The sequence below is a fragment of the Streptomyces sparsogenes subsp. cuspidosporus genome (assembly GCF_039532705.1).
Taxonomy (GTDB): domain Bacteria; phylum Actinomycetota; class Actinomycetes; order Streptomycetales; family Streptomycetaceae; genus Streptomyces; species Streptomyces sparsogenes.
Genome location: NZ_BAAASD010000028.1, coordinates 1 through 24,597, shown reverse-complemented (window position 1 = coordinate 24,597; position 24,597 = coordinate 1). Strand labels below are relative to the sequence as shown.

General features: G+C 73.7%; 21 protein-coding genes. 10 read left to right on the top strand and 11 right to left on the bottom strand.

The window, feature by feature from the left end; translation table 11 throughout:
- Window positions 1-17 precede the first annotated feature (17 nt).
- Both ABFY07_RS27515 and ABFY07_RS27510 read right to left on the bottom strand, forming a co-directional pair.
- Entirely contained in the window at window positions 18-926 is a 909-nt protein-coding gene (locus ABFY07_RS27515; protein WP_346177057.1) for a GNAT family N-acetyltransferase, read from the bottom strand.
- A 219-nt stretch (window positions 927-1,145) separates the two neighbouring features.
- Window positions 1,146-1,514 carry a MerR family transcriptional regulator gene (locus ABFY07_RS27510; RefSeq protein WP_346177128.1) on the bottom strand — a complete coding sequence of 123 codons (369 nt, stop codon included), beginning with the start codon at window positions 1,512-1,514 and terminating at the stop codon, window positions 1,146-1,148.
- Between the two features lie 129 nt (window positions 1,515-1,643).
- Between ABFY07_RS27510 and ABFY07_RS27505 the strand changes: the two genes are divergently transcribed.
- Window positions 1,644-2,447, top strand: coding sequence for an aminotransferase class IV family protein (locus ABFY07_RS27505; protein WP_346177056.1), 804 nt, complete (start codon window positions 1,644-1,646; stop codon window positions 2,445-2,447).
- 139 nt (window positions 2,448-2,586) lie between these two features.
- On the opposite strand, the gene ABFY07_RS27500 is transcribed toward ABFY07_RS27505, so the two are convergent.
- A complete protein-coding gene (locus tag ABFY07_RS27500) occupies window positions 2,587-3,375 on the bottom strand; it encodes a response regulator transcription factor (RefSeq protein ID WP_346177055.1) in 789 nt (262 codons plus the stop codon).
- Window positions 3,372-4,691 carry a sensor histidine kinase gene (locus ABFY07_RS27495; RefSeq protein WP_346177054.1) on the bottom strand — a complete coding sequence of 440 codons (1,320 nt, stop codon included), beginning with the start codon at window positions 4,689-4,691 and terminating at the stop codon, window positions 3,372-3,374. Before ABFY07_RS27495 ends, ABFY07_RS27500 begins: the two co-directional genes overlap by 4 nt.
- A gap of 125 nt (window positions 4,692-4,816) precedes the next feature.
- Here ABFY07_RS27495 and ABFY07_RS27490 point away from each other — a divergent pair, with 125 nt between their 5' ends.
- Window positions 4,817-5,068 (top strand): hypothetical protein, encoded by a 252-nt coding sequence (locus tag ABFY07_RS27490; RefSeq protein WP_065965569.1) that lies wholly within the window; start codon window positions 4,817-4,819, stop codon window positions 5,066-5,068.
- Here ABFY07_RS27490 and lpdA read toward each other — a convergent pair.
- Window positions 5,034-6,476: a dihydrolipoyl dehydrogenase gene (lpdA, locus tag ABFY07_RS27485; protein WP_346177053.1), complete on the bottom strand. Its 1,443-nt coding sequence runs from the start codon at window positions 6,474-6,476 to the stop codon at window positions 5,034-5,036. The genes ABFY07_RS27490 and lpdA overlap by 35 nt on opposite strands.
- A 156-nt stretch (window positions 6,477-6,632) precedes the next feature.
- Between lpdA and ABFY07_RS27480 the strand changes: the two genes are divergently transcribed.
- Entirely contained in the window at window positions 6,633-7,607 is a 975-nt protein-coding gene (locus ABFY07_RS27480; RefSeq protein WP_346177052.1) for a LysR family transcriptional regulator, read from the top strand.
- A gap of 107 nt (window positions 7,608-7,714) precedes the next feature.
- Here ABFY07_RS27480 and ABFY07_RS27475 read toward each other — a convergent pair whose 3' ends face one another.
- The 3 genes from ABFY07_RS27475 to glgX all read right to left on the bottom strand — a co-directional run bounded on the left by ABFY07_RS27475 (window position 7,715) and on the right by glgX (window position 13,822).
- Window positions 7,715-8,827: a lytic polysaccharide monooxygenase auxiliary activity family 9 protein gene (locus ABFY07_RS27475; protein ID WP_346177051.1), complete on the bottom strand. Its 1,113-nt coding sequence runs from the start codon at window positions 8,825-8,827 to the stop codon at window positions 7,715-7,717.
- 155 nt (window positions 8,828-8,982) lie between these two features.
- On the bottom strand, window positions 8,983-11,502 hold the full coding sequence (gene treY, locus ABFY07_RS27470; RefSeq protein WP_346177050.1) for a malto-oligosyltrehalose synthase: 2,520 nt from the start codon (window positions 11,500-11,502) through the stop codon (window positions 8,983-8,985).
- A gap of 190 nt (window positions 11,503-11,692) precedes the next feature.
- Window positions 11,693-13,822 (bottom strand): glycogen debranching protein GlgX, encoded by a 2,130-nt coding sequence (glgX, locus tag ABFY07_RS27465; protein ID WP_346177049.1) that lies wholly within the window; start codon window positions 13,820-13,822, stop codon window positions 11,693-11,695.
- A gap of 232 nt (window positions 13,823-14,054) precedes the next feature.
- Here glgX and ABFY07_RS27460 point away from each other — a divergent pair, with 232 nt between their 5' ends.
- From ABFY07_RS27460 to ABFY07_RS27450, 3 genes are all read left to right on the top strand, one after another.
- Entirely contained in the window at window positions 14,055-14,858 is an 804-nt protein-coding gene (locus ABFY07_RS27460) for a Tat pathway signal sequence domain protein (protein WP_346177127.1), read from the top strand.
- A 56-nt stretch (window positions 14,859-14,914) separates the two neighbouring features.
- Window positions 14,915-16,252 (top strand): copper amine oxidase, encoded by a 1,338-nt coding sequence (locus tag ABFY07_RS27455; RefSeq protein ID WP_346177048.1) that lies wholly within the window; start codon window positions 14,915-14,917, stop codon window positions 16,250-16,252.
- An 89-nt stretch (window positions 16,253-16,341) separates the two neighbouring features.
- Window positions 16,342-17,595, top strand: a complete 1,254-nt coding sequence (locus ABFY07_RS27450) for an SAV2148 family HEPN domain-containing protein (RefSeq protein WP_346177047.1) — start codon at window positions 16,342-16,344, stop codon at window positions 17,593-17,595.
- Here ABFY07_RS27450 and ABFY07_RS27445 read toward each other — a convergent pair.
- A complete protein-coding gene (locus tag ABFY07_RS27445) occupies window positions 17,544-18,458 on the bottom strand; it encodes an ABC transporter ATP-binding protein (protein WP_346177046.1) in 915 nt (304 codons plus the stop codon). The two genes, ABFY07_RS27450 and ABFY07_RS27445, sit on opposite strands and share 52 nt — an antisense overlap.
- Entirely contained in the window at window positions 18,455-19,195 is a 741-nt protein-coding gene (locus tag ABFY07_RS27440) for a FadR/GntR family transcriptional regulator (protein ID WP_346177045.1), read from the bottom strand. The genes ABFY07_RS27445 and ABFY07_RS27440 overlap by 4 nt, the downstream gene beginning before the upstream one ends.
- Before the next feature lie 165 nt (window positions 19,196-19,360).
- Between ABFY07_RS27440 and ABFY07_RS27435 the strand changes: the two genes are divergently transcribed.
- Window positions 19,361-20,092, top strand: a complete 732-nt coding sequence (locus ABFY07_RS27435; RefSeq protein ID WP_065965578.1) for a 3'-5' exonuclease — start codon at window positions 19,361-19,363, stop codon at window positions 20,090-20,092.
- A 76-nt stretch (window positions 20,093-20,168) separates the two neighbouring features.
- On the opposite strand, the gene ABFY07_RS27430 is transcribed toward ABFY07_RS27435, so the two are convergent.
- Window positions 20,169-21,068 (bottom strand): phosphotransferase enzyme family protein, encoded by a 900-nt coding sequence (locus ABFY07_RS27430; RefSeq protein WP_346177044.1) that lies wholly within the window; start codon window positions 21,066-21,068, stop codon window positions 20,169-20,171.
- Window positions 21,069-21,254: 186 nt separating this feature from the next.
- On the opposite strand from ABFY07_RS27430, the gene ABFY07_RS27425 reads away from it, so the two are divergent.
- The 3 genes from ABFY07_RS27425 to ABFY07_RS27415 all read left to right on the top strand — a co-directional run bounded on the left by ABFY07_RS27425 (window position 21,255) and on the right by ABFY07_RS27415 (window position 24,366).
- Window positions 21,255-22,148, top strand: a complete 894-nt coding sequence (locus tag ABFY07_RS27425; protein ID WP_346177126.1) for a carbohydrate ABC transporter permease — start codon at window positions 21,255-21,257, stop codon at window positions 22,146-22,148.
- A gap of 119 nt (window positions 22,149-22,267) precedes the next feature.
- Window positions 22,268-23,065, top strand: coding sequence for a carbohydrate ABC transporter permease (locus ABFY07_RS27420; protein ID WP_346177125.1), 798 nt, complete (start codon window positions 22,268-22,270; stop codon window positions 23,063-23,065).
- Complete coding sequence (locus tag ABFY07_RS27415; RefSeq protein WP_346177043.1) at window positions 23,065-24,366, top strand: ABC transporter substrate-binding protein; 1,302 nt, start codon at window positions 23,065-23,067, stop codon at window positions 24,364-24,366. Before ABFY07_RS27420 ends, ABFY07_RS27415 begins: the two co-directional genes overlap by 1 nt.
- Window positions 24,367-24,597 lie beyond the last annotated feature (231 nt).

Below are 24,597 nucleotides of genomic sequence, written 5' to 3'. Positions count from 1 at the left end.
GCAGCATGGCAGGGGCGTCAGACGAGCTCGATCCGCTCCTGGGTGATGGGATAGCCCGCCTTGGCGAAGTGCGCGGCCATCGGGAGGTTGTGCTGGTCGGTGGCGGCCGCGATCCTCGTCGCGCCCCGCTCCACCAGGTCGTGGGTGCACTCCACCAGCAGGTCGTACGCGTAGCCGTGGCCGCGCTGCTCCTCGACCACCCCGATGTAGCCGACGCACGGGCCCGACGGGTTGTGTGCGGGCACCTGGATGCCGACCAGCTCGCCGCCCGGCGTCCACGCCAGCCGCCACCACTCGCGCGGCGACGGGCACCAGCTCAGGAAGTCCATCAGCTCGCGCACCCCAGCCTCGACACCCCCTTGGTCGATGGCCCGCCGGTCGTGGGCGTCGAGCGTGCCCGGCATGATGCGGCGCAGCACATCGGCGATCACCGCGTCGTCGGACGCCGGCCGGAACTCCAGCCGCCCCGGCCGTTCGGGAAGCCCGCACTCGGGCGTCCAGTCGTAGCGGTAGCGCTCCACCAGCGGCTCCATCCCGCCGGCGATGGCGGCGTCGATCCGGGCCCGCGCCGCCGCCCGCTCCGCGGGCCGCTCGCGCCAGCCGGGCGCCACCAGCAGGCTGTACTCGGCGCGCAGCGGGGCGGTGCGCAGCAGTTCGGCCGCCGCGTCGGCCTCGCCGTCGGCGAAGTCGAACCAGTCCAGCGCGATGGGCTTGGCGTCATCGGGGGCGCCCCACCACGCGGCGCGGGCGACCACCCGGCCGTCGCGCAGCGCGACCCAGGTCCAGTCCGGGCGGAAGTCGCCGCCCTCGGCGTAGGTGCGGTAGGTGTGGCCGAAGCGGCCACGGCCGACGAGGGCGGGGTCGTGCAGGGTGTGGAACAGGTGTGCGTCGCTCTCGGTGAGCGCGCGGATGACCAGCTCGGTCATGGGGATCCTTCCGGAATGCGATGCGCTCCCGGTCGGATCGGTGATCAGGCGATGATCGCGATCAGACGGCGGTACGCCCGGTGGACAAGGGGCGGGAGCGCGGGAACGTGATGGTGTTCATGGCTCTCGCCTCCTTCCTTGATCACGGGCGTGCCCACACATTAGGCGAGCCGGCGGACCCGCGTCCAGCCGTTTTCGGAAGGCGGATCAGGTGGCGTGTCAGGAGGGATCAGCGGGGGCGGATCGGGACTGCGCCAGATAGTCGGCGAGGGCGCCCCGGTTGCGCATGAGGCCGTCGATCCGGTCGTCCAGCGCCGCCAACTCGCCTTGCAGGACCTCCCGCAGCTCCGCGCACCAGTCGAAGCCCGGCTGCTCGCCCCGGGCGCACGGCAGCACCGTACGGATCACCTCGGTCGACAGGCCCGCCTTCAGCAGGGCGCGCACCTTCCGCACGGTGACCACGGAGTCCTCGTCGTACTCGCGGTAGCCGTTGGGGCCCCGCCGGGCCTCGAGCAATCCCTGCTCCTCGTAGTACCGCAGCAGCCGTGTGCTGACCCCGGTACGCCGGGACAACTCGCCGATCAGCATCCGCCCCGTGCCCTCCGCGCTTGACCTTTCCATCGATGTGAAGCCATAACGTCGTTGCCGCGAGCGGGTATTCCGCGCCCGACCCGCCGTTTCCGTGCTGCCTCTACTGTCTCTGTCGTTGGAGCGATCATGACGTCTTTTGCCGTACACCGTAATGGCCGGGCGGCGACCGCCGAGGAGCTGGCGCCGCTCGCCTTCGCGGGCTACGCGCACTTCACCGCGATGCAGGTGCGCGGGGGCCGGATCCGGGGTCTCGACCTCCATCTGGAGCGGCTGCGGAACGCCTCGGTGGAGCTGTTCGGCGGGGCGCTGCCCGACGACCAGGTGCGGTCGTATCTGCGGGCGGCCGTGGCGGCCGGTCCCGCGGACGTCTCGCTGACGGCCACGGTCTACTCGCCGAAGGGGGAGTTCACCGCGGCCGGGGACGCGGCGGAACTCGATGTGCTGGTCCGCACCGGCCCGGCCGCGGCCGGGCCGGACGGCCCGCTGGCGCTGTCGGTGGTCGAGCACGAACGGTTCCTGCCCGAGCTGAAGCACGTCGGCGAGGTGGCCAAGACCTACCTCCTGCGCCAGGCCGTCGCGCAGGGCTTCGACGACGCCGCCTTCGTGGACCGCCGGGGCCGGCTCAGCGAGGCGACGATCTGGAACCTCGCCTTCTGGGACGGCACCTCGGTGGTGTGGCCCACCGCCGAGGTGCTGGGCGGGATCACCATGGGCATCCTCCGCCGGCAGCTCGACCGCCTCGGCGTCCCCCAGCGCGTCCAGGAGGTCACGCTCACCGGCCTGCCGGCGCTGGCCGGCGCCGTGGTCATGAACTCCTGGACGCCGGGCGTGGCGGTGAGCCGGATCGGCTCCGTGTCCCTGCCCGACGCACCGTCCTTCCTGGAGCTGCTGCACCGCGCCTACCAGGCCGAACCGCTCACCGCTCCCTGAGAGGCCGTCGGTCGAGTGGTCGGTCGAGTCGGCCGCGGAGTCGTCGGTCGAGCCGTCGGTCGAGTCGGCCGCGGAGTCGTCGGTCGAATCGTCGGTCGAGCCGTCGGTCGAATCGTCGGTCGAGCCGTCGGTCGAGTCGTCAGTCGAGGAGGCCCGCGTCGTGCGCGAGCAGCGCGATCTGCACCCTGTTGTTGAGATCCAGCTTGGTCAGGATCCGCGACACATGGGCCTTGACGGTCGCGACGCTCATGAACAGCGCGGCGGAGATCTCCGCGTTGGACCGGCCCTGGCCCACGGCTATCGCGACCTCGCGCTCCCGGTCGTTCAGCCGGTCGAGCAGGGCCCCGGCCCGCACCCGCCGCCCGTCCCGGCCGGAGCCCGCCACATGCTCGATCAGCTGCGCGGTCACCACCGGGGACAGCACCGGCTCGCCGGCCGCCACCCGCCGCACCGCCGCGACGAGTTCGGCCGGCGGGGTGTCCTTGAGCACGAAGCCCGCCGCCCCGGCGCGCAGCGCCCGCAGCACATGCTCATCCGCGTTGAACGTCGTCAGGATCACCACTTCGGGGGCGTCTTCGCGGCGCCGCAGCTGCTCGGTGGCGGCCAGCCCGTCCACCGTCGGCATGCGGATGTCCATGAGGACCACGTCGGGGCGGTGGCGGTCCACGAGCGCGGCGACCTCCGCGCCGTCGGACGCCTCGGCGACGATCTCGATGCCGGAGGAGCCGCCGCCGAGCATCAGCCGCAGCCCGGCGCGGACCAGCGGGTCGTCGTCGACGATCAGCAGGCGGATCGGGGCGGGGGCGGGCTCGGGTCCGGTGGCGGGGCCGGGCTCGGGCCTGGGGCCGGTGGCGGGCGCGGGCCCGGAGGCGGGCGTGGGCCCGGGCGCGGGTCCGGAGGCGGGGGATTCCGGTGGGGAGGGGCTCATGCGGGCCACGGTAGCCAGGCGTAGAGCCGGAAGTCCCCGGCCGGGGAGGGGCCGCACTCCAGCCGCCCGCCCGCCAGCGCCGCGCGCTCGGCCAGTCCGGCCAGGCCCTGGCCCGCCCCGGGGATGGCCGCGGGCCCTTCCTGCCGGCCCGGTGGCGAACCGGGGGTGCAGGCGCGCGCCGGGGCGCGCACGGCGTTGCACACCTCCACGGTCAGCCCCTCGCCGGGAGCCCCTGCCGCCGTCACCGTCACCTCCGTGTCCGGCGCGTGCTTGCGCGCGTTGGTCAGCCCCTCCTGCACGATCCGGTACGCCGTACGGCCCGTGGCGCCCGGAACGGCTGCGGCCTCGGCGCCGATTCCGGTGCCTGGTCCGGTATCCGGTGCGGTGCCGGTGCCGGTGCCGGTGCCGGGCCGGGGGCCGGGTCCCGTGACGCCCGCCTCGTCGGACAGCGTCACGCGCATGCCCGCCCGGCGCGACTCCTCCACCAGCCTCGGCAGATCGGCCAGCGTCGGCTGCGGCCGGTCGGGCGGGCCGCCGTCTGGGTCGGACTCCGGGGCCCGCAACACGCCGATCACCTCGCGCAGATCCTGCAGCGCCTGGTGCGCGCTGCTGCGTATCACCCCTGCCGCCTCAGCCACTTCCTGCGGGGAGGCGTCGGCCCGGTACTCCAGCGCGCCCGCGTGGACGCTCAGCAGGGACAGCCGGTGGGCCAGCACATCGTGCATCTCCCGGGCTATCCGCTCGCGCGTCAGGCGCTGGGTCCGCTCGGCGCGCAGCGCCGCCTCCGCCTCGGCCCGCGCCGCCCGCTCGCGCAGCGACGCGAGCAACTGGCGCCGGGAGCGCACGAACATGCCCCAGCCGATGGCACCGCTGACGAGCAGGGCGCCGAGCAGCACGTCTCCGACGTAGTCGAGGTCGGGGTCGGGGTGCACCAGCGGGGTGGTGAGGATCTGGGCCGCCGCCGCCGCGCCGACCAGCGCGACGGTACGCAGCGGACGGTGCACCGCGACCGTGAACAGCGCCACGAGCAGCGGCCCCGCGACGTAGTACGACACGAGGCCCGCGCCGAGCAGCACCACCGCAAGCTCGACCGGTCGGCGGCGGCGCAGCCACAGCGCCAGACAGCCCAGCGCGCCCGCCACCACGTCGGCGAACAGCGCCTCGTCCGACATCGGAGGGTCGTTGGCCACCGACTCGCAGGTCACCATGGAGAACACGGCCGCCAGCGAGATGCAGCACACGTCCACGAGCCAGTCGCGCAGGGCGCGGCGCGCCGTCGTGCGGCGCGCCGCACGCGCCTCGTCCGAGCTGCCCATACCGATGAATGTAGTGAGGAGCGGGGGCCCGCGTCGCCGCCCCGGGCGCGGGCAGCGACCAAAGTCGCGGGGTCGTAGACCTTTGGCCGACCCGCGCCCGCCTGGCCGGCGCCTAGCCTCGAAGCATGAGAAAAGCGTGCGAGGCGGTGGGGGGATTTCTGCTGTTCCAGGGGATCGTCGGGATCGCCCACGAACTCATCGGCTGGTTCCGGCTGATGGCGGTGATCCGCCTTCTCCCGTTCCTGGACGGCTATGAGCTGTGGGCGAGCATCGGCCTGGCCGTGGTCGGCTTGGTCGTGGTCGCCGTCGCCGAGGAGTCCGGCAAGCGGCCGCCCGGCCCGCTCATATCTGGTGCAGACCGCGCCCGGCCAGAGTGAGGAAGACCTCGCCGACCGCCTCGGAGAGCGTGGGGTGCGGATGGATGTGCTGGGCCACATCGGCGGGATCGGCGTCCCAGCCGACGATCAGCTGGCTTTCGGCGACCATCTCCGAGACGTGGGGGCCGACGAGATGGACGCCGAGGACCTGGCCGGCGCCGCCCCCGCCCGCCCGTTCGGCGACGACCTTCACCATCCCGCCCTGCCCGTGCACCATGCCCTTGGCCACGGCGGTCAGCGGCATGGTGTTGGTGACGACGTCATGGCCGCGCTCACGCGCCTGGGCCTCCGACAGACCGACGGAGGCGGTCTGCGGGCTGGAGTAGGTCACCCGGGGGACGGTGGCGTAGTCCAGCGGGCGGGAGGAGAGGCCCGCCAGGGTCTCGGCCACCAGCAGCCCTTCCGCGAAGGAGGCGTGGGCGAGCCCGAGCGACGGCGGCGGCAGCAGGTCGCCGACGACATGGATGCCCGGCACGGCGGTCTCCAGCCGCGCCCAGTCGGCGGGGGCGACGAACCCGCGGTCGTCGGTGGCCAGTCCGGCCGCCCCCAGGTTCAGACCGTCGGTGACCGGGGCGCGGCCGACGGCGACCAGCAGCCGCTCGACGTCGAGGGTGCGCGGCTCGCCGCGGGCCGGGCGCACGGTGACGCGCACCCCGTCGGGAAGGGTCTCCGCCTGCTCCAGCCGGGCACCGGTCAGCACCTCGATGCCGCGCTTCTTCAGCCCGCGCGTCAGATGGCGGCTGACATCGGCGTCCTCCAGCGGCAGCAGCCGGTCCGCCGCCTCGACGAGGGTGACGTCGGCGCCCATGGAGCGGTGCAGTGAGGCGTATTCGACGCCGATCGCGCCGCCGCCCAGCACCAGCACGGAGGCCGGGAGCCCCGGGGCGTAGAGGGCGTCGTCGCTGGTGACGACCCGTCGGCCGTCCGGCGCCGGCCCGGGGAGGGTGCGCGGGCGGGAGCCGGTCGCCAGCACGATGCCGCGCCGCGCGGTCCACTCGCCGCCCGCCTCGGCGTCCGCTCCTGTACCGGTCGGCTCGACGCGTACCGTGCGGGCGCCGGTCAGGGCGGCGGAGCCGCGCACCACGCGGACGCCCGCGTGGGACAGATGCCCCTCGACGCCACGGTGGTTGCGGGCCACGATGTCGTCGCGGGTCGCGGTCAGCGCGGACCAGTCCACGGCCTCCAGCGTGGCCTTCACCCCCCACCGCTCGCGAGCCTCGGCGATGCCGTCGACCAGCTCGGCGGCGTGCAGCATCGCCTTGCTGGGGATGCAGCCGCGGTGCAGGCAGGTGCCGCCCACCAGATCGCGCTCGGCCAGCACGACGTCGAGACCGAGGGCGGCGGCGCGCAGCGCGGTGCTGTAGCCGCCGGTGCCGCCGCCGATGACGATGATGTCTGTCTCATGCATGAACCCACCCTCTGCCCAGAGCGGCACATGAGTCCAAGGCAAAGTTTCTCTGGTTACGATGAATTTCCTGCATGAGGGCTGCCGCATGGGGACCGCCCCATGAGGGCTGCCGCATGAGGGCGCGCGTCAGGGGAGCGACAGCGAAGGGGGGCGCGGATGAGCCTGCGTCAGATGGAGTACCTGATGGCGGTGGTCGAGGAGGCCTCCTTCACCCATGCCGCCGAGCTGCTGGGCGTCACCCAGTCGGCGCTCTCCCACCAGATCAAGGCCCTGGAGCGGGAGGTCGGCGGGCCGCTGCTGGAGCGGCTGCCGCGCGGAGTGCGCCTGACGCCGATGGGCCGCGCGTTTCTGCCGCACGCCGAGTTCGCGGTGCGCAGCGCCCGGCAGGCGCGGCGCGCGGCGCGGGCGGCCGCCGGGGCGGCCGGGGGCGAGCTGCACATCGCCACCCTGCACGCCTTCGCCATCGGGGTGCTTCCCGAGGTCTTCGCCCGCTGGCGGCGCGACCATGGGCAGGTGCGCCTGGTGGTGCACGAGTACGCCACCGGCGGGGAGTTGCGCGAGGGCATGGAGCGCGGTGTCGCGGACGTCGCTCTCGGGCACCGGCCCGAGGGCTGGCGGGGGCCGGTGGTGACGGTGGGCGAGGAGGAGATCGTGGTCGTGGTGGCGCCGGATGATCCGCTGAGCGGGCGGGAGGCGGTCCGGCTGGCCGACCTGGCGGACCGGGACTGGGTGCGCTGCGCGTTGGAGCCGGTGGTCGAGGGCCGTCGTTTCCTGGACGTGGCCTGTGAGCGGGTGGGCTTCACGCCTCGTACCGGTGTCGACACCGAGCACACCTCCACCGCCGTGCGCATGGCCGCCGCGGGAGCGGGAGTCCTCATCACGGCCGCGCATGTGGCCACGCAGTACGACTGTGCGGTGCTGCCCCTGGACCCGCCCTGGGCGCGTGAGCTGACCGCGTTCTCCCGGGTCGAACTCACCGGGGCCGCGGCCTCCTTCGTCGGCTTGCTGGACCAGCGGTGGTGGGGCCGGGGGGAGCAGAGGGAGCGAAGGGAGCAGGGGGAGCAAGGGCGGAAGCGGCAGGGCCGGCCTGCCGCCCACGAGGGGGAAGGGGGCGGCAGACCGGCGGGGTGAGGTGCGCCTGACATGGCGGAGGAGCGGATCAGGGCACCGCGTGGACCGGGGTGGGGCAGGGGGGCCGGGCAGCGCGCTGTGCGGGTCGGCGCGCCGCGCGGGGCGGGTCAGTGCACCATGCAGATGGGCGTGGCGCCCGTGTCCGGAGAGCCGCCACTGGCCGCGTAGCCGAAGGTCGTGGACGCTCCGGCGGCCAGTGAGCCGTTCCAGTCGGCGTTCGTGACCGAGGCCGAGGAGCCCGTGGCGGTCAGCTTGCCGTTCCAGACGCTGTCCACCCGCTGCCCGGACGGCAGGGTCCAGTCGACCATCCAGGAGGAGATGGGGGTGGCGCCGGTGTTGGCCACGGTCACCTCCGCCTGGTAGCCGCCGTTCCAGGTGCTGATGGTCTTCTGGGTGGCGGTGCACTTGGCCGTGGGCGGGTCCGTCGGCGGGGTGGTCGGGTCACTGCCGCCGCTGGAGGCGCCGGGGACGGTCACCTCGCCGTTGCCGCCGTCGAACACCACGTCGGAGCAGCTGTAGAAGGTCTCCTGGCTGTCCGAGCGGGTCCAGACGGTGTAGATGATGTGGCGGCCGCTCTTGCCCGAGGGCAGGTTGGCGGTCCAGGTGTACTTGCCGTCCACGGTGCCGACCTGACCGGACAGCGGCGGGTTCGTCACCGTGTTGAACGGCTGGTCCTCCAGGTCGCTCCAGGTGAGCGGCTTCGTCGGGTCGATGGGGTTCTTGGTGACGTAGCTGCGGAACGAACCGGGGTGCGCGGCCCAGGCGTTGTACGAGAACTGCATCGACTTCCCGGCGGTCAGATGGGTCACCGGCCAGTCCTTGCTGCCCAGGTCGAAGCCGGAGAAGTTGTAGACGGTGGCCCCGCCGCTGCACAGCTGGCCGTCCGGGATGAAGCCCTTGGTGCGGCCCGCCCCGTCGGAGCGCAGCACCGCGAACCAGTTGTAGAACGGGGTGGCCCCGCCCTTGTCGTACGCGGCCTTGCAGGCGGGGTTGGTGGGCTTGACCTCGCCGGTGCTGGACAGGCTGTACTTCCAGCAGAGATAGGTGCGGCTGCCCGGCGCCAGCGGGGCGCCGTGCGCGGAGGCGCTGCTGCCGCCGCCGAAGAAGACCAGCCCGAGGGCGGGCAGCACGGCGAGCAGGACCAGCAGTGCGGGCCGACGGGCGCGGGAGCGGCCCGGCGGGTGAGCGGGACGTGCGAGGGCCATCAATCGTCGTGGCATTGCGCTACTTCTTCCCTTCGACGCGAACGGGTCAGGAACCGTCGTATGGGAGCGCTCCCAAGTTACTTTGTGAAGGTAGCGCCGTCCGCAAGAGCTGTAAATGCTTTACACCGCGAAGGCAGCCCGAGTTCTGGCGGAGCGTCAGGCCCGAAGCGTCAGGCCGGAACCAGCAGCGCCACCGGGAGCCGGTCGAGGAGTTCGCCCAGCGAGGCGGCCCCCTCGGCCGTCCGCCCGGTCAGCAGGTCCCGCCAGCGGCCCGGCGGCAGCCGCAGCGCCGTCTCGCGCCAGCCGCCCGCCTCCGCGAGCCGTCGCGAGAGCCGGGTGACGACGGTGACCGCCCCGCCGCCCCCCTCGCCCCGGCCCGTATCGCCCCGCCCCGTATCGCCCGCGCCAGTGCCGCCCGCGCCCGCGCCGCCCTCGCTCCCGGCGGCTCCCGCGCGCAGGAAGGCCACACAGTGCGCGGCCGCCGGGCCCTCGGCGGACAGCGGGGTGTAGCCGGCCGACGGCCCGAACCACTGGGGGTGGCGCCGCCGCAGCCGCAGGGCGGCCGAGGTCAGCAGCAGCTTCTCGGCCGACACCCCCTCCGGCACGCCCCCCGCGGCCAGCCGGTCGAGCGCCTCGGGGCGCGGCTCGGGCGGGCGGCGGTTGTCGGGGTCGACCAGCGCGGCATAGGTGTGCTCGCTGCCCATGTAGAGGTCCGGCACCCCCGGCATGGTCAGCTGGAGCAGCGCCGCGCCCAGCATGTTGGCCCGCGCGGGGGCGTCCAGTGCGTCGCCGAGCGCCGCCCACGCCCGGTGGCCGGGGTCGCACGGGCCGGCCTTGAGGAAGCGGGCGACCTCCTCCTCGTACTCCGGGTCCTGCTCGGTCCACGTCGTGCGCAGCCCCGCCTCCCGCACCGCCTTGAGGACCGCCGGGACCAGCCGCTCGCCGTCCGGCGACCCCAGGCCCACCGCGGTCTGCCACGCCGTCCACTCCAGATGGGGGTCGGGAGCAGGCGCGGCGCCCGCCGCCGTGTCCCGCGCCCCCAGCGCCTCCAGCAGCCGCCCCCAGCGGTCCGGGCACTCGGTCAGCGCGGCGAGCCGCGCCCGCACGTCCGCGCTGCGCTTGGTGTCATGGGTGGACAGCACGGTGCCGGTCGCGGGCCAGTCGGACCGCAGCCGGGCGGCGAAGGCGTGGAACTCGGCGGGGGTGACGGCCGGCCGCCCGGGATCGCCGCCGACCTCCGCGGCCGAGAGCAGGGGCGTGTACCGGTAGAAGGCGGTGTCCTCGACCGACTTGGCCCGCAGAGCCGCGGCGGTCTGGGCGAAGCGCGCGCAGAAGTCGCGGTGGTGCGGCCCGTCCCCCAGCCTGCCGAGCGCCGCGTCCCGCACCGTGAACACCACCCGCGCCTCCTCGCGCACCGCGAACGCCGCCCGCGCGTCCTCCGCCGCCACGGTCAGCATCTCGGCGTCCGCCTCCGCCACCGGGGCGCCGGGGGAGACGTACGGGCGGTAGACCGGCAGCCGCACCAGCAGCTCGCGGATCGCCGTGCGCAGCGCCCAGGGGGCGTGGTCGCGCAGCCGGGGATCGGCGGCGCAGAGCCGGACCGCGGTGCGCGCCAGCCGCTCCACCTCGGCGGCCAGCTCATGGGTCACCACCCGGCGCGCGGCCCGCCGCACGGTCGCCGGCCAGTCGCCGCCCAGGTCGTCGGGGGGCACGGCGAAGCCGCGGTAGACGGCGGTCAGCGTCTCCAGCCCGGCCGGGTCGACGAAGAGGCCGTCGATGTGGTGCAGGGCGTCATAGCCGGTCGTCCCGGCGACCGGCCAGGGGGCGGGCAGCCGCTCGCCGCGGGCGAGGATCTTCTCGACGACGGTCCACCGGCCGCCGCCCGCCGCGGCCCGCACCGCGCGGTCCAGCCGCCGCAGATAGCCCTCCGGGTCGGCGAGGCCGTCCGGGTGGTCCACCCGCAGCCCGTCGACCACCCCGTCGCGCACCAGCTCCAGCAGCTTCCCGTGGGTCGCCTCGAAGACCTCGGGGTCCTCCACCCGCACCGCGATCAGCTCGGAGATGGTGAAGAACCGCCGGTAGTTCAGCTCCGTGCGGGCCAGCCGCCACCAGGACAGCCGGTACCACTGCCGGTCGAGCAGCTCGGGCAGCGGCAACCGCTCGGTGCCTGGCCGCAGCGGGAACTCGTGGTCGTGGTAGCGCAGCACCCCCTCCTCCACCCGCAGCCGCGCCAGCTCGTCGCCGAGGGGGCCGCCGAGGACCGGCAGCAGCACCTTGCCGCCGTGCCGCCCCCAGTCGATGTCGAACCACCGCGCGCACGGCGAGGCGGGGCCGTCCCTCAGCACCTCCCACAGCTGCTTGTTGAGCCGCTCGGGAGCGGGCACCGCCATGTGGTTGGGGACGATGTCGACGATCAGCCCGAGCCCGTGGGCGTGTGCGGCGCGGGCGAGGGAGCGCAGCCCCTCCTCGCCGCCCAGCTCCGCCCGCACGGCCGAGTGGTCGACCACGTCATAGCCGTGGGTGGAGCCGGGGCGGGCCTCCAGCACCGGCGAGAGATGCAGATGCGACACGCCGAGCGAGGCCAGGTACGGCACGGCCGCCCGCGCCGCCGCGAAGGGGAAGGCGGGCTGCAGCTGCAGCCGGTAGGTGGCGGTCGGGGCGGCCCCGGGAGCGATGCGGTCGAACGTCATAGAACGTACGTACCCACAACCCGCCCGCCATCAGATCGGCGCACCCGCCAAACACTCGTACGAGGGTTTCTGGGCCCGAACGGGAACCCGAACGGGAACCCGGGCGGGAAACCCGAACGGAAGCCCGGCCGGGAACCCGCACAGCAGCCTCACACGAACCGAACGGGAACCCGAGCGGCGAAACCCGAAGCTACGCCGGCCGCTGGAGCACCAGCAGGCTCCGGTCCACCAGCGTCAGCCGGTCGCCCGCCGCCACCTTCGCCCCGCTGCCGGGCTCCACACCCTCCGGCAGCGAGGTGTCCACGATCACCTGCCACTGCTTGCCGTGGTCGACGGGCACGGTGAAGTCCAGCGGCTCGTGGTGCGCGTTGAACATCAGCAGGAAGGAGTCGTCGGTGATCCGCTCCCCGCGCGGCCCCGGCTCGGAGATCGCGTTGCCGTTGAGGAAGACCGTCAGCGACTTGGCGTGCGCGGCCTGCCAGTCGCGCTGCCGCATCTCCTCGCCCTCGGCCGTGAACCAGGCGATGTCCGACAGCTCGTCGTGGGTGCCTTCCACCGGCCTCCCGTGGAAGAAGCGGCGGCGCCGGAAGACGGGGTGGTCGCGGCGCAGCCAGATCAGCGAGCGGGTGAAGCGCAGCAGTTCCAGGGCCGGGGCGTCCGCCTCGTTCCTGGGGTCCGGCCAGTGCACCCAGGAGACCTCGTTGTCCTGGCAGTACGCGTTGTTGTTGCCGTGCTGGGTGCGCGCGAACTCGTCGCCGTGGCTGAGCATCGGCACGCCCTGGGAGAGCATCAGGGTGGCGATGAAGTTGCGCATCTGGCGCCCGCGCAGCGCCAGCACCCCGGGGTCGTCGGTGTCGCCCTCGGCGCCGCAGTTCCAGGAGCGGTTGTAGCTCTCGCCGTCCTGGTTGCCCTCGCCGTTGGCCTCGTTGTGCTTCTTGTCGTACGAGACCAGGTCGCGCAGGGTGAAGCCGTCGTGGCAGGTGACGAAGTTGACGGAGGCCAGCGGCCGCCGCCCGTCGCTCTGGTAGAGGTCGGAGGAGCCGGTCAGCCGGGAGGCGAACTCCGCGAGCGTACGCGGCTCGCCCCGCCACAGGTCGCGCACCGTGTCGCGGAACTTGCCGTTCCATTCGGTCCACAGGGGCGGGAAGTTCCCCACCTGGTAGCCGCCCTCGCCGACGTCCCAGGGCTCGGCGATCAGCTTCACCTGGCTGACCACCGGGTCCTGCTGCACCAGGTCGAAGAACGAGGACAGCCGGTCCACCTCGTGGAACTGCCGGGCGAGCGTGGCCGCCAGATCGAAGCGGAAGCCGTCGACCCGCATCTCGGTCACCCAGTAGCGCAGCGAGTCCATGATCAGCTGCAGCACGTGCGGGCTGCGCATCAGCAGGGAGTTCCCGGTGCCGGTGGTGTCCATGTAGTACCGCCGGTCGTTGCTCAGCCGGTAGTACGAGGAGTTGTCCAGGCCCCGGAAGGACAGCGTGGGCCCCAGGTGGTTGCCCTCGGCGGTGTGGTTGTAGACGACGTCGAGGATGACCTCGATGCCGGCCTGGTGGAGGGCGCGGACCGCCGACTTGAACTCCAGGACCTGCTGCCCCCGGTCGCCCCAGGAGGCGTACGCGTTGTGCGGGGCGAAGAACCCGATGGTGTTGTAGCCCCAGTAGTTCGACAGACCCGCGTCGACCAGCCGGTGGTCGTGCACGAACTGGTGCACCGGCATCAGTTCCAGCGTGGTGACGCCCAGCTCCGTCAGGTGTTCGATGATCGCGGGGTGGGCGAGCGCCGCGTAGGTGCCGCGCAGCTCGTCCGGCAGCCGAGGGTGGAGCATGGTGAGGCCCTTGACGTGGGCCTCGTAGATGACGGTGCGGTGGTAGTCGGTGCGCGGCGGCCGGTCGTCGCCCCAGTCGAAGTACGGGTTGACGACCACCGAGGCCATGGTGTGCGGGGCCGAGTCGAGGTCGTTCCGTTTCTCGGGCCGCTGGAAGTGGTAGCCGTAGACCTCCTCGCCCCAGCGGATCCGGCCGCTGATCGCCCTGGCGTAGGGGTCGAGCAGCAGTTTGGCCGAGTTGCAGCGGTGGCCGCGCTCCGGTTGGTACGGACCGTGGGCCCGGAAGCCGTACCGCTGCCCGGGCATGATCCCCGGCAGATAGGCATGGCGTACGAAGGCGTCGGTCTCGCGCAGCTCCACCGCGGTCTCCGAGCCGTCGTCGTGCAGTAGGCACAGCTCGATCCGCGCGGCGGCCTCCGAGAAGACCGCGAAGTTGGTTCCGGCGCCGTCGTAGGTGGCGCCCAGGGGGTAAGCCTGTCCCGGCCAGACCTGCATGCGTCGACTCTTCCACTTCTTCCCCGGGGGCGGCGAGCACCCCTGACGGCGGGCAGGGGGGAATCCTTGCCCAACTCGCGGCCCCCGGCAGCACTTTCACCACAACTTCCTGAAAACCAGAGGCAACCCGCGGCCGGATCGGTTCGTCCTACCGGGTGACCTACCCATGTCGGATCTCCCGGTATGTGGTGCCCTGTGACATGAGGGGGAATTGGGGGAGAATGTGCGCACGATGATGCACCGCCACCTGGGCAAGGTGGTGGCCGGTGCGGCCATCGCGGTCACCGCCACCGCGGTGATGGTGGGAGTGACCCTCCCGAGCGACGCGTCCGGCCAGGAGAGGGGCGCGAAGGGCGACGGGGGCCCGCAGGGCTCGACGGCCGAGCAGAGCCAGTCGCCGCGGCAGCGGCCCGCCGTCGTGGAGTCCGCCCCCGAGCAGGGGAGGACGGGCACCGGCCGGGACCCGCTGACGGACGACGAGCTGAAGCGCGCCCAAACGATCGCGCTCACCCGGGGCTTCCGCGACAGCAGCGAGAACGTCACCGGCGGCAAGGGCCCCCAGCGGCTGGCCGTCGACCTCGAGGAGCTGTCCCCCCAGGAGGCGGCCGAGGCCGACCCGCCGCGCCGCGCCGAGGTCTCGTACTACGACTACAAGGACGACACCTACGTCACCAAGACCGTGGACCTCGCCTCCGGCAAGGTCGTCCACACCGACACCCAGCGCGGAGTCCAGCCGCCGCCCACCCGGGAAGAGGCGAGCGAGGCCGTCCGGCTGCTGATCGCCGACAAGCTCGGCACCGGGCTCAAGGCCGACTACAAGGACGCCACCAGCAGAGCGCTGACCAGCCCGGACCAGCTGACCATCACCGGCTTCGTCTACCGCGTCGACGAGGAGAACGCCGGGCCGGCCGCCCTCGCGGACTGCGGGAAGCACCGCTGCGTACGGCTGTTCACCAAGGTGGTCAACGGCCCGTGGATCGACACCCGGCAGCTGGTGATCGACCTGAGCGACCGCACCGTCCACCGGCTGGGCTGACGGGCGCCGGCGCGTCCCTTCCCGCATACCTTCACGTTCCTCACAGGAGTACCACCATGCCTGAACGAAGGCTCAGCCGTACCCGTGCCCGGGTCGCGGCGGCCGTGGGCGCCTCCGCCCTCATCGGGGTCACGGCCGTCGCGGCGGGTCCGGCCGGGTCCGCCCAGGCCGCGCCCAAGGCGCCGGCGAAGGCCCCGGCCGCCGCCGCGGACTGCTCGGCCGCGTACCGGATCGAACAGAAGCTGGACGGCGGCACCACCTGGCGGATGTGCTGGCACTACGAGAGCAAGGCCGGGCTCGTGCTCGACGACGTCTCGTACCAGCCCAAGGGCGAGGCCGCCCCCATCAAGGTGCTGACCAGCGCCAAACTCGGCCAGATCCATGTGCCGTACGACGACGGCAGCAATGAGTACGACGATCTGACCGGACAGGGCTTCGCCCAGGGGCTGCAGCAGCTCGACCCGGCCGAGTGCCCCGGCGGCACCATCAAGACCGTCCGCGTCCCCGGCGCGTGGGACCCGGAGCACCCCGACGTCAAGGGCCTGTGCGCCACCACCCGCGCCCGGGGCCACGCCTACCGCATGGGCGGCGGCGGCGACGACGGCAGCAAGGTCTACCAGATGCAGGGCAAGGACCTGCTGCTGTACACGGTCAACCAGGTCGGCTGGTACGAGTACATCACCGAGTGGCGGTTCTCCGGTGACGGCACCATGACCATGCAGGTCGGCGCCACCGGCACGCTCTCCCCGTTCGACTACGACGCCGGGGACGGCCGCGGCTGGCCGATCGGCAAGGGCGCCAAGGACTACGCCACCAGCCACGCCCACAACGTCTTCTGGCGGCTCAACTTCGGCCTCGACGGCTCCCCCAAGAGCAAGATCGAGCAGTACGACTCCAAGACCACCACGGCCAGCGGCCAGCAGCCCAAGACCAAGACCACCCGCACCCAGGTCACCAAGGAGCTGGCCGGGGACGCCGCCGCCGCGCGCTGGTGGCGGGTCGTGTCCACCGCGGGCAAGAACAAGGACGGCCACCCGCGCAGCTACGAGATCGTGCCGGGCCACACCACCAAGTTCCCCGGCCGCAGCTACACCAGGCACGACGTGTACTTCACCGAGTACAACAAGTGCGAGCAGTTCGCCAGCCACAACCTGCGCGACTGCGGCCCCGGCGCCGGCAAGAGCGTCGACAAGTGGGTGAACGGCCAGACCCTCAAGCACCCGATCGTCTGGGTCAACATCGGGTTCCACCACATCGCCCGCGACGAGGACCAGGAGCCCATGCCGGTGCACTGGCAGGGCTTCCAGCTCGCCCCGCGCGACGTCACCGCTATGAATCCGCTCACGCCTTCTGCACTGTCCGATCACAACGGCCATACAGAAGAGCAAGGTTGACCGTAAGGTCGATCGATCGAGCTGCACCGCCCCCGTCCGCCGCAGTAGTCTGCGGTGATCGTTGGACGGGGGCGGAAGGCGGTGCACAGGTGAGCTCGGGCGGGCTGGAGCTGCCCCCTGGGGACACGGGCCCCGGGGGTGACGGCGCCACCGACACACCCCCCGGTGCGGTGTCCCTCGTACAGCCGGTGGAGATCGGAGCGGAACTGGACTGGGGCGCCGAGGCCTGGGCCGAGGTGCGCACCCGCGCACGCCGGGCCGGGCGGGCCTACATCTGGCTGAACCTCGTCGAGCAGCGGCTGCGCGCGGTCGTGGCCGCCGTGCTCCGCCCCATCTACGAACCGGTGCACGACGACGACTGGGTCGTCGCCGCGGCCGGGCCCGCCGGGCAGGAGTGGGTGCAGCGCGCGGTCGCCGTCCGGGAGGTGAGCCGCCGCAAGGGCTATCTGCTGGACCCCGCCGACGACAACGTCCTCAGCTTCCTCACCCTGCCCCAGCTGCGCGAACTCCTCGTCCAGCACTGGCCCTGCTTCGAGCCCTACCTCGACGACCGGCGCGAGGTGGAACTGGCCCTGGACGAGCTGGAGGTGGCCCGCAACGTCGTCTCCCGCAACCGGGCCCTGACCGAGACCGTCCTGGCCCAGGCCGAGCGCGCCTCCGCCCGGCTGCTGGAGATCCTCGGCAGCGGCACCGGCACCCCCTCCGCCGACCGGCTGCCCATCGACGCCGTCGAGGACCTGGTGGGGGACCGGTACGCGGACGTGGTGGGGGTCCATCCCGACCGGGTGCGGCTGCAGCGGCAGCTGCCCGTCGAGGACCTCTTCGGCAACGCCCGCCGCCTGGACGCGATCGGCATCGGACTCAACCTCCTGGTCCAGAACTACTCCGGCCGCCGGATGGTCCGGCTGGCCGAGGCCGGCTGCCGGGCCCGGCTGCTGTTCCTCAACCCGGCCAGCAGCGCGGTGCGGCGGCGCGAGCGCGAGCTGGGGCTGAAGAAGGGCGAGATGAGCCGGTCGGTGGAGATGAACATCCTCCACATGCGGCGGGTCCGCGCCCGGCTGCGCGACCCCGGCGCGTTCGAGATCCACGTCTTCGACGAGACCCCGCGCTTCACCGCCTACCTGGTCAACGGCGACGGCGCCGACGGCCTGGCCGTCGTCCAGTCGTATCTGCGCAAGGCCCGGGGCATCGAGGCCCCGGTCCTGGTGCTGCGCGGCGCCGGGCGCGGCCGTGGCGTGGTGCGGGACGGGCAGGACCCGAGCCGCGACGGCGACGGCGGGCTCTTCGGCACCTACCGTGAGGAGTTCGAGAGCGTGTGGGCGGACTCCCGGCCGGTGTCCTGAGCCCGCGGCGGGCCTCCCCGGCCCGCGAGCGGTGCCCCCTGGCCCGCGCGGTCCGTGCCGGCGGCCCGCCCGGCGCCGCGTCCCGTACGAGCGGCCCAGCGGCCGTCGGCGCGGGTGATGCGGACCGGGTGGCCGAAGCAGGCGCTGATCGGCTCGGAGGTCACCACCTCGTCGGCCGACCCGAGCGCCAGCACCCGCCCCTGGCGCAGCAGCAGCGCGTGCGTGGTGCTCGCGGGGAGCTCCTCCAGATGGTGGGTCACCAGCACGGTGGCGAGGCGCGGATGGTCACGCCGCAGCGCGTCCAGGCTGTCCAGCAGCTGCTCGCGCGCCGCCAGGTCCAGCCCCGTGGCCGGCTCGTCGAGCAGCAGCAGCCGCGGGCGGGGCATCAGCGCGCGGGCGATCAGCACCCGGCCGCGCTCGCCCTGGGACAGGGTGGGCCACAGGGCGTCGCGCCGGGCGCCCACCCCGAGGGTGTCGAGCAGCGCCTCGGCCTCCTCCAGCCGCGCCGGCTCGACCCTGCGGCGCGGGACGGGCTCGACGGTGTTGGTCAGCCCGGTCAGCACCACGTCCCGCACCCGCAGCGGGGAGCGCAGCGGATGGCGCGGGTTGACGTGGCCGACCAGCGTGCGCAGCTCCCGCAGGTCCACCCGGCCCAGCGTGTGCCCCAGCACCCGCACCGTGCCCCGGGTGGGGTGCGCGAGCGCCCCGAGCAGGCCCAGCAGGGTGCTCTTGCCCGCGCCGTTGGCGCCGAGCAGCGCCCAGTGCTCGCCCTCGCGCACGGTCAGCGAGACCGACCGCAACAGGTGCCGGCCGTCGCGGACCACGTCGACGTCCTCGGCACACAGCACGACCGACCCGGTCATCGCGCCTCCTCCCGGGCCCTCGGTCCTTCCTGCGCCGCAGGCCGGGCCGGAGGCTGGACCAGGGCCATGACGGACTCCAGGTGCCGTGTGGTGGCCGCGATCGCGGCCGGGGCGTCGCCGCGCGCCAGCGCGTCCAGCAGGTCCGCGTGGGCGCACGACAGGTCGGGCAGGCCGGTCTCGTACCGCACCATCTCGATCAGCGCCTCGCGCAGCACCGGCAGCACGGAGGTGAACAGGCCGAGCAGCACGGCGTTGCCTGACAGTTCCACGACGGTCCGGTGGAACTCCAGGTCGGCGTCCACGAAGGCGGCCGGATCGCCCCCGGCGGCCTCCTGGCGCCGCTTCAGGTCCGCCGTGAGGCGCGCCAGGTCCTCGGGGCGGGTGCGCCGCGCGGCCAGCCGGGCGGCCTCCACCTCCAGGGCCCTGCGGACCTCGTAGACCTCCAGCAGCCGGGCGCGGCGCAGCAGGTGCCGCAGGTCGGGTCCGCCGTCCCGCCCGGGATCGGTCCGGGCGACGAAGGTGCCCGAGCCGTGGCGCACGTCCAGCAGCCCGTCGTGGGCCAGCAGCCGCACGGCCTCCCGCACGGAGGAGCGGCCGACGCCCAGCTCCGCCGCGAGCATCACCTCGTTGGGCAGCCGCGCGCCGGGCTCCCAGCGCCCCTCGCGCAGCATGTCCCGCAGCGCGCCTTCGACCTGCGGTACGACACGGCCGTGCCGCAGCCGGGCCGGCTCCGTCATCCCCCCACCTCTTTCCGGTTCTTTCCGATCATGTGCGTCGGCCGGGACTCTAACACGGGTCCTCAGACGTCTGAGGACCCATGGCGCCCGTTGTCCCGGCCCGTTGTCAGTGGTGCGTGGGAGGGTGGTGCACACCAGGGGGAAGTACGACAAAGGAGGGCCGGTATGGGCTGGCACCGGGAGCTGCTGATCGGGTTCGATCTCGAGACCACGGGCACGGACCCACGGGAGTCGCGGATCGTGACGGCGGCCGTGGTCGAGGTGAGGGGCGGGGAGCCGATCGGGCGGCGCGCGTGGCTGGCCGATCCGGGCGTGCCCATTCCGGACGACGCCGTGGCCGTCCACGGCATCACCACCGAGCGGGCGGCGGCCGAGGGGCGCCCCGCGCGCGAGGTGGCCGACGAGATAGCGGACGCGCTGGTGGCCCACTGGCGGGCGGGGGCGCCGGTGGTGGCGTACAACGCGGCGTTCGACCTGAGCCTGCTCGCCGCCGAGTTGCGGCGCCATGGCCTGCCCTCGCTGGGCGAGCGGCTGGGCGGCGCCGAGACCGGCCCGGTCGTGGACCCGTACACGATAGACCGGGCCGTCGACCGCTATCGCAAGGGCAAGCGCACGCTGGAGGCGGTGTGCGGGGAGTACGGGGTGGTCCATGAGCGGGCCCATGAGGCCGGGGCGGACGCGCTGGCGGCGGTCCGCGTCGCCTGCGCGGTGGCGGAGCGGCACGGCGAGGTGGCCGGCCTCGACCTGTGGGATCTGCACCGCAAGCAGATCGGGTGGTATGCGCGCTGGGCGGCCGACTTCCAGGCCTGGCTGCGTCGCAAGACGCCCGACGCGGTCGTGGACGGACACTGGCCGCTCCGCGAGGCCGAGGCAGGCGCCGGGGCGGTGGCGGGCTGACCTGCCCACCCGCCGCGCCGGTTCAGCCCGTCGCGCCGGTTCAGAACGCCACGCCGGTTCAGCCCGTCGCGCCGGTTCAGAACGCGTGCCAGCGGACCGTGGGATCGCCCTCCCGCAGGGAGGCGACCCGGCGGGCGAACTCGGCGCGGGCGGCCGGGCTGCCCGGCGCGTGCTGGGCCACCCAGGCGCAGCTCGCGACCTCCCGCGCGCCCCGCAGCACCGCGCAGCCGTCCCACTCCCGCACGTCCCATCCGTACGCCGCCACGAACTCGTCGTAGGCCGCCGGGCCGAGCCCGTAGCGGTCCCGGGTCAGGGCCATGACGACGAGGTCGTGCTCGCGCAGGTCCCGCGAGAAGGTCTCCAGGTCCACCAGCACCGGGCCGTCGGGCCCGATGTGGACATTGCGCGGCAGCGCGTCGCCGTGCACCGGGCCGGGCGGCAGACGCGGGGTCAGCTCGGCGGCGGCCGCGGCGGCGTCGTCCCGCAGGGCGCGCAGATACGCCGCGTCCGCCGGGTCGATCGCGTCCCCGGCCAGCCGCAGCCAGCGCTCCACGCCGCCCAGCAGATCGCGGCCCGGCAGCGCGAACGGCGGATCGGGCAGGGCGTGCACCAGCCGCAGCAACTCGCCGAGGTCGCGCGGGCCCGCGGGGCGTACGGGCTCGGGGAGCTGCCGCCAGTACGTGACGAGGTGGCCGCCGAAGGGAAGGGGCTGCTCCGGGCCGAAGCGCCGGTCCGGGCGCACCGCCGGCAGGCCCTCCCGCGCCAGCCAGTCGGCGACCCGGAGCTCCCGCGCGGCCCGGTCCCACACCTCCAGGTCGCGGCTGATCCGCACCACCAGCGACAGGCTGTCGAGGGCGAAGACCGCGTTCTCGCCGAGCGCCAGCAGCCGGGCCCCGGCGGTGCCCGTCCGATACGGCGGCAGCGCGGCGGTGAGCACCGCCCGCGCCCGCTCCTCGGTGAGTGCCGCCTGCCCCATGCCGTGCTCCTTCGTCCGCGCGCCGTGCGGCGCCAAGTCTCGCACCACATACCGCGAGCCGAACGCTTGACTGCGCCGCGCACCCTCCGCACGATGACGTGGGCCTCCCGACCGGGCGCCCCCCCACCGTTTTTGAGAGCCACCGTGCTCGAGCCGCGCCCTAAGGAGCCCTTCGCAGTGACATCAATGGCCGCGACGACGCGGCCAGGTACCGGAACACCGGAGCGGAGGCCCGGCCGCGGCGCGTGGTTCCTGGTCCTGCCCGCCCTCATACCGATCCTGGTCCTCAGCGTCGGCCCCCTCCTGTACGGCATCGTGCTGGCCTTCACCGACTCCCAGTCGGGCCGTACCCGCGCCACGCAGTGGACCGGGCTGCTCAACTTCCAGGACCTGGGCCAGGACCGGCTCTTCTGGGAGTCCTTCCGCATCGGGCTCCAGTGGGCGGTCGGGGTGACGGTCCCGCAGTTCCTGCTGGCGCTCGGGCTGGCGCTGCTGCTCAATCAGAACCTCCGCTTCCGCTGGCTGGCGCGCGCCCTGGCGATCGTCCCCTGGGCGATGCCGGAGATCGTCGTCGGTGTCATGTGGCGGCTCGTCTACCACCCGGACGCGGGCGTCCTCAACGAGGCGCTGGGCACCGGCAGGGACTGGCTGGGCGACCCGGCGACCGCCCTGCCCTCGGTCGTCGTGGTCGGCGTCTGGGCGGGCATGCCACAGGTGACCGTCGCGCTGCTGGCCGGCCTCGCCAATGTGCCGCGCGAGCTGCACGAGGCCGCGGCGGTGGACGGCGCCGGCGCCTGGCGCCGCTTCCGCACCGTCACCTGGCCCGCCATCAGGCCCATAGCCCTCGCGATCAGCGCGCTGAGCTTCATCTGGAACCTCAACTCCTTCGCGCTGGTCTATGTGCTGACCAACGGCGGCCCCGGCGGCCGCACCCGGCTGCCGATGCTCTTCGCGTACGAGGAGGCCTTCCGCTACGGCCAGTTCGGCTACGCGGCGGCGATGGGCTGTGTCCTGGTCGCGGTGGTGTCCGTCCTGCTGGCCGTGTATCTGGCCGGGCGGCTGAGGGGAGACGACCGGTGAACGGCCGACCGACGAGCCCCCGCACTGCGGACCGGCGGACCGTCAGCGGGCGGACGGGACGGCCGGGGCGTACCGCGAACCGGCGGGCCGCGAAGCGCGCCTCCCGCGCCGGGCAGTACCTGGCTCTGCTGTGCTACCTCGCCTTCCTGCTCCTGCCCCTGCTGTGGCTGGCCTCCACCGCCTTCAAGCCGCCCCGCGAGCTGGCCTCCCTCCACCCCGGCTGGATCCCCGACCACCCCACCCTGGACAACTTCCGCCAGGCGTTCGACGAGCAGCCGCTGCTGCGGGCCGCGGCCAACAGTCTGATCGCCGCCGGCTGCGCCGCCGCGCTCGCCGTCGTCGTCGCGACCCCGATGGCGTATGTCATGGCCCGGCACCGGTCCGCGCTGTCCCGCGCGGCCACCGGCTGGGTCGTGGTCAGCCAGACGTTCCCGCTGGTGCTGGTGATCATCCCGCTGTTCCTGATCCTCAAGAACCTCCGTCTGATCGACTCGCTCGTGGGCCTGGTGGCGGTGTACGTGGTGTGGGCGCTGCCGTTCGCCCTGTGGATGCTGACCGGCTACGTCCGCGCCCTCCCGCGCGAGCTGGAGGAGGCCGCGGCCGTGGACGGCGCGGGCAGGGCGCGCATCCTGGTCTCGGTGACCGCCCCGCTGCTTGCCCCGGGGATCGTGGCCACCGCCCTCTTCGCCTTCATCACCTCGTGGAACGAGTTCTTCTTCGCCCTCGTCCTGCTCAAGTCGCCGGAGAAGCAGACCATGCCGGTCGTCCTCACCCACTTCATCGGCGCCGAGGGCGTGGCCGACCTCGGCCCGCTCGCCGCGGCCGCGCTGCTGGCCACCCTCCCCTCCCTCGCCCTCTTCGCCGTCATCCAGCGGCGGATCACCGGCGGGGTGCTGGCCGGGGCGGTGAAGCACTGATGCGCCGCAGGCACTTCCTCGCCGGGGCGCTGGCCGCGCCCGCCGGCGCCGCGCTGCTGCCGGCCTGCGCGGCGGACCGGCGCCGCCGCTCGGCCGACGGCACCGTCACCCTGCGCTTCCAGTCCCTGGCCTGGCAGCAGGAGTCCGTCGCCGCGAACAAACAGCTCGTCGCGGAGTGGAACGCGGCGCACCCGACGATCCGGGTCGAGTATGTGCAGGGCAGCTGGACCAGCGTCCACGACCAGCTGCTGACCGCCTTCGAGGGCGGTGAGCCGCCCGACATCATCCACGACGCGACCGACGACCTCGCGGACTTCGCATACGGCGGCTCGCTCGCCGACCTCACCGACCTGCTGCCCCGCCGCCTCAAGGAGGACATCCCGGCCGAGAGCTGGCGGACCGCCACGTTCGGCGCCGGGATCTACGGCGTGCCGTTCCTCCAGGAGCCGCGCATGATCATGGCGAACAGCTCCCTGCTCGCGGCGGCGAAGGTGCGTATTCCCACCGCGCGCGACCCCTGGAGCTGGGAGGAGTTCGAGGAGGCCGCGAAGCGGCTGACCCGCGACGGCACCTACGGCGTGGCCTGGCCGCTCAAGGAGCCCGTCTCCGCGACGCTGAATCTGTCCCTCTCCACCGGCGGCCGGATCTTCCACCGGCGGCCCGACGGCAAGGTCACCATCCGCTTCGACGCCGCCGACCAGGCGGTCCCCGCCGTCATTCACCGCCAGCTCGGCACCGACCGCACCGGCTCCCGGGCCACCCTCGGCATGGGGGGCTCGGACACCCTGCCCGGCTTCTTCGGCGGCAAGTACGCGATGGTCCCGCTCGGCTTCTCGTACCGCCAGCAGATCGTGCAGCAGGCCCCCAAGGGCTTCCGGTGGACCGTCCTGCCGGCGCCCGCCGGGCCCGGGGGAGACCAGCGGCAGGGCGTCAGCCCGCAGACGCTGTCCATCGCCGAGGACTGCCCGTACAAGGAGGAGGCGGCCCGCTTCATCGACTTCTTCCTCCGGCCGCGCAACATGGTGCGGCTCGCGCGCGGCGACTGGCTGCTGCCGACGGGCACGCGCGCCCTGGCCGACCCGGCGCTGCGCACCCGCGAGCACGGCTGGGCGACCGGCGCCGCCCTGGCGCCCGCCCTGCGCCCGGCGCCCGCCCAGACGGTGCGCGGCTACCCCGAGTGGAAGGACAAGATCGCCACGCCCGGTCTCCAGGAGTACTACGGCGGCGAGATCGGGATGGCGGAGCTGAAGGAGCGGCTGGTGAAGGACGGAAACCTGGTGCTCGCCCGCTATCAGCGCTAGGGGGTGTCCCCCCGTCTCCGCGGGCCCGCGACGCCCGGCACGAGCGAGTCGGCCGTCAGACCGCGCGGGCGGGGGCGGTGGCCGCGCCCGAACGGAGCACGCGGTGCGGCGGGCGGTGGGCCCGGCGGGCCGACGCGGTCCGGCGGGTGGTGGAGTCGGCGGCGGGCATCGCGGCGGCTCGCTCCCGGCCGCCACGGCGGCGGGCGCGGCCGGCGCCGACGCGGTCCGGCG

What these genes read in the sequence shown, in the direction of transcription:
- ABFY07_RS27515 (WP_346177057.1), bottom strand. Translation starts at nt 926, where the DNA reads ATGACCGAGCTGGTCATCCGCGCGCTCACCGAGAGCGACGCACACCTG.
- ABFY07_RS27510 (WP_346177128.1), bottom strand. Translation starts at nt 1,514, where the DNA reads ATGCTGATCGGCGAGTTGTCCCGGCGTACCGGGGTCAGCACACGGCTG.
- ABFY07_RS27505 (WP_346177056.1), top strand. Translation starts at nt 1,644, where the DNA reads ATGACGTCTTTTGCCGTACACCGTAATGGCCGGGCGGCGACCGCCGAG.
- ABFY07_RS27500 (WP_346177055.1), bottom strand. Translation starts at nt 3,375, where the DNA reads ATGAGCCCCTCCCCACCGGAATCCCCCGCCTCCGGACCCGCGCCCGGG.
- ABFY07_RS27495 (WP_346177054.1), bottom strand. Translation starts at nt 4,691, where the DNA reads ATGGGCAGCTCGGACGAGGCGCGTGCGGCGCGCCGCACGACGGCGCGC.
- ABFY07_RS27490 (WP_065965569.1), top strand. Translation starts at nt 4,817, where the DNA reads ATGAGAAAAGCGTGCGAGGCGGTGGGGGGATTTCTGCTGTTCCAGGGG.
- lpdA (WP_346177053.1), bottom strand. Translation starts at nt 6,476, where the DNA reads ATGCATGAGACAGACATCATCGTCATCGGCGGCGGCACCGGCGGCTAC.
- ABFY07_RS27480 (WP_346177052.1), top strand. Translation starts at nt 6,633, where the DNA reads ATGAGCCTGCGTCAGATGGAGTACCTGATGGCGGTGGTCGAGGAGGCC.
- ABFY07_RS27475 (WP_346177051.1), bottom strand. Translation starts at nt 8,827, where the DNA reads ATGCCACGACGATTGATGGCCCTCGCACGTCCCGCTCACCCGCCGGGC.
- treY (WP_346177050.1), bottom strand. Translation starts at nt 11,502, where the DNA reads ATGACGTTCGACCGCATCGCTCCCGGGGCCGCCCCGACCGCCACCTAC.
- glgX (WP_346177049.1), bottom strand. Translation starts at nt 13,822, where the DNA reads ATGCAGGTCTGGCCGGGACAGGCTTACCCCCTGGGCGCCACCTACGAC.
- ABFY07_RS27460 (WP_346177127.1), top strand. Translation starts at nt 14,055, where the DNA reads ATGATGCACCGCCACCTGGGCAAGGTGGTGGCCGGTGCGGCCATCGCG.
- ABFY07_RS27455 (WP_346177048.1), top strand. Translation starts at nt 14,915, where the DNA reads ATGCCTGAACGAAGGCTCAGCCGTACCCGTGCCCGGGTCGCGGCGGCC.
- ABFY07_RS27445 (WP_346177046.1), bottom strand. Translation starts at nt 18,458, where the DNA reads ATGACCGGGTCGGTCGTGCTGTGTGCCGAGGACGTCGACGTGGTCCGC.
- ABFY07_RS27440 (WP_346177045.1), bottom strand. Translation starts at nt 19,195, where the DNA reads ATGACGGAGCCGGCCCGGCTGCGGCACGGCCGTGTCGTACCGCAGGTC.
- ABFY07_RS27435 (WP_065965578.1), top strand. Translation starts at nt 19,361, where the DNA reads ATGGGCTGGCACCGGGAGCTGCTGATCGGGTTCGATCTCGAGACCACG.
- ABFY07_RS27430 (WP_346177044.1), bottom strand. Translation starts at nt 21,068, where the DNA reads ATGGGGCAGGCGGCACTCACCGAGGAGCGGGCGCGGGCGGTGCTCACC.
- ABFY07_RS27425 (WP_346177126.1), top strand. Translation starts at nt 21,255, where the DNA reads ATGGCCGCGACGACGCGGCCAGGTACCGGAACACCGGAGCGGAGGCCC.
- ABFY07_RS27415 (WP_346177043.1), top strand. Translation starts at nt 23,065, where the DNA reads ATGCGCCGCAGGCACTTCCTCGCCGGGGCGCTGGCCGCGCCCGCCGGC.